General features: G+C 61.3%; 3 protein-coding genes. 2 read left to right on the top strand and 1 reads right to left on the bottom strand.

What is annotated here, in order from left to right; translation table 11 throughout:
• Positions 1-280 precede the first annotated feature (280 nt).
• Positions 281-1,732, bottom strand: a complete 1,452-nt coding sequence (locus ABX749_RS20275; protein ID WP_372897577.1) for a carotenoid oxygenase family protein — start codon at positions 1,730-1,732, stop codon at positions 281-283.
• Positions 1,733-2,327: 595 nt separating this feature from the next.
• Between ABX749_RS20275 and ABX749_RS20270 the strand changes: the two genes are divergently transcribed.
• Both ABX749_RS20270 and ABX749_RS20265 read left to right on the top strand, forming a co-directional pair.
• Entirely contained in the window at positions 2,328-3,572 is a 1,245-nt protein-coding gene (locus tag ABX749_RS20270; protein ID WP_372897576.1) for a serine/threonine-protein kinase, read from the top strand.
• Complete coding sequence (locus ABX749_RS20265; protein WP_372897575.1) at positions 3,573-5,228, top strand: hypothetical protein; 1,656 nt, start codon at positions 3,573-3,575, stop codon at positions 5,226-5,228.
• Positions 5,229-5,364: the final 136 nt, after the last annotated feature.

Below are 5,364 nucleotides of genomic sequence, written 5' to 3'. Positions count from 1 at the left end.
CTGGGACCAACACGGACGTCCGGTGCTGCAGATCGAAAACTATCGCGCGAATGTGCTTGTTGCGACGATCCCACTCGATCGGGCCCAATCATCCGATTGACACTCCATCGCGCTGAGGTCGCAGCGACTGTTTCAGGAGGCGTAGGTCAGGCTGTGCCTGACGACCCGTTGGCATGCACAGCATGCCCTACTTGCTGTGGCTGATGGCATGCACAGCATGCCCTACTTGCTGTGGCTGGTGGCATGCACAGCATGCCCTCCGTGGTGGCCCCGTCTCCGATCACGCGGATGAAGATGAGCGGCCGTCGATCCACACGCCGTGGAATCCTGCCGGAACACGTTGCGGCATCGGGATGCGAGCGATGACGGGATCGTCGTCGAATCGTCGGCAATCGAGAATCACGAATTCGGATCGATCGTCCGCTTCGTCGTGCACCATCGAAACCAGATAGCCGTCGTCTTCACTGACTTGGTTCGGTCGGGGCACGAAGATGCCTTCACCGGCAAGCTGACTGGGTGCAAATTCGTGACGCTGGGATGTGTTTGCGATCAGATCGTATTTGACCAATGCCGGAGCGTCGTTGGAGAGAAACGAGGCGGCGTAGCCGTATCGAGACTGAGCCCCAACCAAAGCATCGTCCACGCGGGGGAATTCAGCGGGTCGATCGTCGACAGCGCCTTCGACGACTCTGCCCGACTTCACGTCGATCACCCAGCGATACATGGACGCATCGAGCTGCAACTGGTCGCGGGATGTTGCCCTGCGATTCAACACGCCGGGTGCACCGGGGAATCGGCAAGCATAGAGCGTCAACGTGTCGTCGTTTTCCCAGGCGTTTAGCACGTGAAACAGAAAACCCGGCTCGATATCAAGCCAGCGCACTTGATCGCCCGAGCCGTAGCGGGGCAAGATGCCGATGCGAGCCCCGCGTTCGGCCCGGTAGCGGAGCATCGCCCCTCCGACAAGCGGCATCAGTGGGCGCACCAGCATCGGAAAATCGAAGAAGATCGTATAGCGTCGGGTGATGGCAAAATCGTGCATCATCACAATTCTGCCGACGGGGATCGTCGTCTGATGGACCAGCCGGCCTGCGCGATCCAAGATTCCATATCGGACACTGTTGCCACGCAGCGAATTGCCAAAGAACAACAGTTCGCCGGTGACAGGATCAATCTTTGGATGAGCGGTCACGGCATGCTGTTGCTTCCCGAAGAAATTGTCGGGGCCGACCGTCCCGAGGTCTTCGGGGCGAATTTCATAAGGAGACCCCGCTTCCCAGAGTGCAAAGAGTTTGCCGTGGTGCCAGACGAGCGAGGTGTTGGCTTTGTTGAAAAAGTCGGCGCCGCCCTTTCGGGCCCCCTGCGCGAGCGTTTGCAAGTGTTCAAGCGGGCGGGCATTGACATAACTTGGCGAATGGTTGCGTCCGCTCTGTTGTTGCTTCTTCCATGACGATGTTCGGACAAATCGATTCAGGTAGCTCGCCTTTCCGTCTTCGATTCGAACGCCATGCAACATGCCGTCACCGTCAAACCAATGATAGTGCGGAGCCGGCGGGAACATCGGGTTGGGTCCATTGCGGACCCACATGCCGTTGAGATCCTGGGGCAGTTTTCCGACGACGGGCAAGTCGGATCTTGCGATCTCGTCCTGGGTGGGTGCAAGGGCGCCGGACAGATAAGCGTTCGGCATTTGGGTCGGAAAGGACGATGCGGTCGAGACGGGTTCGGACATTTGACGGTATTCGTTGGGGGCGTTGACGAGCTCATGTCACATTGGGCCCATCGAGCGAATCGTTACAGACGAATTCTTCTTTTGTTCGAAAAAACAGATAGCACGACCCGTTGTCCGATTCAGCGCGTCGTATTCCGAGACGCCCCGGCGAGAGCTGATGTTACCGTGCCGAACAACTTCGGCCAAACCGATTTCGCCGCCCCCGGTATGATTCTGAGGACCGATTGAAAAACGGTGTCACCGCGCAAGGACCAGAAAACGCGCCTTCCACGGAAACGGTGCCCCGACCTGGATTGTTAACGGCGGCGAGCCCGCCTGACGCGTTTGGCGACCACTGCCTGACAAGCCACCTGTCTCTCAGCACCCGTCTCTCGGCAGACGAGTCGGCAATTGGGGCGAACCTCCCGGCACCAATGTTGGTCATGACAGCCGGGCCGTTATAATGGAGGTTGCGAAGGCGAAGAACCGATCGGATTGATCAGTTGTCTCCTGGCAGGAGGGTCGAGCGCGTCGAGTCGAGGTCGAACGGTGAACCGCCGCGTTGAACGGTGACGTCGAAACCTGCACGACCTCCAAGAGGCTGGGGAATTCGAAGATGGTTGAGGCCGGCCAGCGTCTGCTGACATTCGAAATACTCGGCACCTTGGGTGCCGGAGCCATGGGCACGGTCTACCTTGCCCACGATACGACCCTGGATCGCCAAGTTGCAATCAAGGTGCTGACGGTCGATGTCGCCGACAACGCATCGATCTGCCAGCGATTCAAACGCGAAGCGCAAACCCTGGCCGCACTGAATCATCCGTGCGTGGCCCAGATTTACGGTTACCACCAGACCGATGAACTGTGCTTTCTGTCGCTGGAGTACGTCGAGGGAAAGGATCTGTCGGAGTACCTGGCCGACGGCCCCATGTCGCTCGACGCCACGGTTCGATTCGCCGAAAAAGTCTGTCAAGGGCTTGGTGCGGCGCATGCCAAGGGAATCATTCATCGCGACCTGAAGCCGGGCAACATCCGCATCGGGCCTGACGGCAGTGTCAAGATTCTCGATTTCGGTTTGGCCCGGTTTGTTGCGTCGACGGATCCCGAACCGTTCGCTGCGACATCGTCCCTGACAACCTGTCTTCCGCTGACGGTTCACGGAGCGATCTTGGGGACACCGGCCTACATGAGTCCCGAACAGGCCCAAGGGTTGCCGGTCGATCATCGCACCGACATCTGGTCGCTGGGCTGTGTGTTGTACGAATGTCTTGCCGGCACGCCCGTGTTTGATGGCCGGTCGCTGCCGCAAGTGATGGCAGCGGTGCTGCAGCGCGAACCGGACTGGCAAGCACTTCCGGAGACGACGCCGGAGTCGCTGCGTTCGTTGTTGAAGCGTTGTTTGCAGAAAGACCGCGCGCATCGATTTGACTCCATCGCGGAACTTCGGTCGCGGCTGTCGCGGTTGGACGAAGACACCGCTTCGACAGGTTCCACCGCACTCGTGCAAGCTCAACAAGCGGTGAGCCGTCGTCAATGGCAGACCGCCTATGAAATCCTCCGTCAATCCGATCAGCGTGGCGAGTTGTGCCCGGAAGGTTTGGAAATGCTCGGCGAGTGTGCTCGGTGGACCGGCCGGTTTGACGAAATCGTCGACCCCATCGAACAGGCGCATGAAGCCTACGTCGCCCGGGCCGACCAGCGCGGCGCGGTGCGGACGGCGCTGGAATTGTCCCACGCCAATGACGACGCCGGTCGAAAGGCTCTCGCCGCGGCCTGGCTGGGACGCGCCGATGATCTGATCGCGGAATTGCCCGAAGGCCCCGAACACGCGTGGCAGGCGTGGTTCCACAATCGATGCTGAATGGCCGAAGGCGATCTGGACGCCCAGGAACACCACGCCCGACGCGCCCTCGAGCTCGCCCGGCGTTATGGTGAACGCAACGTCGAAGCACTCGCGCTCGTTGACCTCAGCCACGTCAGCACCACACGCGGCGAAAGTCAAGCGACGTTGGACCTGATCCGCCGAGCGACTTCGATGGCGCTCGGCGGTGAAATCGATCTCTTCGCGACCGGAATGGTGTTCTGCAACGCGATCTGGGCGTGCCGTTGTCGCGGCGAATGGCGGCGGGCGCAAGAATGGACCGAATCGGCAACACGTTGGGTCAATCGCCAGCAGGTCGAGTACTTTCCCGGCATGTGTCGCGTGCACCGCAGTGAAGTGCTGCGAGTCCGTGGCGATCTGGTCGCGGCGGAATCCGAAAGTGAAGCCGCGACGCGACAGGTTTCGCAATCTCTGCCTGCTTATGCGACGTTCCCGTGGAGTGAACTCGGCGAAGTGCGACGTCGTCGCGGCAATTTCGAAGGCGCGATGACCGCGTTTCAGCGCGCCATTTCACTCGGCTGGGATCCGCAACCCGGACTGGCGCTGTTGCTGATGCAACGCGGCGACGCGGTGTCCGCCCACCGCTCGCTCGAACGCACCTTTCACGAGCCGCGTCCCACCATGGTCTGCGAAGACCGCGTCAATCTGCTCGTCGCGCGGGCCACGATCGCCGTCGAAGTCAACGAACGGGAGATCGCCGAATCGGCGGTCGCCGAACTGACAGACATGTCGAAACGCAACAACACTCCGTGGGACAACGCCGCCGCCGCGCACGCCCGCGGACTTTTGCATTTGGCCAACGGTGAATCCCACCAGGCCGTCGAACAACTGACGCGGGCGCGGCGTTGGTGGATTGAACTGAACACCCCCTACGAACTGGCCAACACCTGCGTGTTGTTGGCCAAAGCCCTCCAGGCCGATGGGGATCCCACGCGGGCGAAGATTGAGTTTGCCGCTGCCCGCGACGGCTTTGCCCGCATCGGGGCAGAATTCGATCGCGAGCAAACGCAGGCTTTGCTGGACAAGATCGACGGCCGGACATCGCGACCTGATCGTTCTGAATCACCGACCACGCCGCGGCAAGCCCGCATGACGCGCCGCGGCGATACCTGGACGTTCGTGTTCGACGGCCGGTCATTCCAGTTGCGCAGCACGCGTGGATTGGAACATTTGTCGAAGCTGCTGCGGCAACCTGGCGTCGATTGCTGGGCCGTCGATCTGGCCGGTTCCGGTGGAGCGCCCGACCGCGGTGACGCCGGCGAGATGTTGGACGCGACCGCCCGCGAAACCTACCGACGCCGCGCCGAAGAACTGCGGTCCGAATTGGCGGACCTGGACTCGGCGTCGGATCCGGTCAACGCCGAACGCATTCGCACGGAATTGGACGCCATCGCCCAAACGCTCGCCGCCGCCGTCGGACTCGGCGGCCGACCCCGCCGTGCCGGAAGCGCCGTCGAACGCGCCCGTCAAAGCGTGACCAAGGGCATCCGAGGTGCCATCCGCAAGATCACGGACGTTGACGCCCAACTCGGACGCTACTTGGAAGCCACGATCAAGACCGGCACGGCGTGTCGCTTCGACGCCCAATTGCGTGAAGCCGTCGACTGGGTCATCGAGGAGTCAAGTTCCGATTGAACCGCATCGTTGAGTGTCACTTTGCGGAGGTTACCGGCGTTTGCTCCAGAGTCACCGCTCCCGGTTCGCAATAACAGGACGACGTCGGCTCCACGTCCGAACGGAACCAGGCGCGGGAACGTTGCCGAACGAGCTG

This window comes from Stieleria sp., from assembly GCF_041595215.1.
Classification (GTDB): domain Bacteria; phylum Planctomycetota; class Planctomycetia; order Pirellulales; family Pirellulaceae; genus Stieleria; species Stieleria magnilauensis.
Note: the sequence above shows the minus strand (reverse complement) of the source record. Positions and strands in the feature narration are given on the sequence as shown.

Bases quoted from the DNA above. Each gene is read 5' to 3' on its own strand.
- ABX749_RS20275 (WP_372897577.1), bottom strand. From the start codon at position 1,732: ATGTCCGAACCCGTCTCGACCGCATCGTCCTTTCCGACCCAAATGCCG.
- ABX749_RS20270 (WP_372897576.1), top strand. From the start codon at position 2,328: ATGGTTGAGGCCGGCCAGCGTCTGCTGACATTCGAAATACTCGGCACC.
- ABX749_RS20265 (WP_372897575.1), top strand. From the start codon at position 3,573: ATGGCCGAAGGCGATCTGGACGCCCAGGAACACCACGCCCGACGCGCC.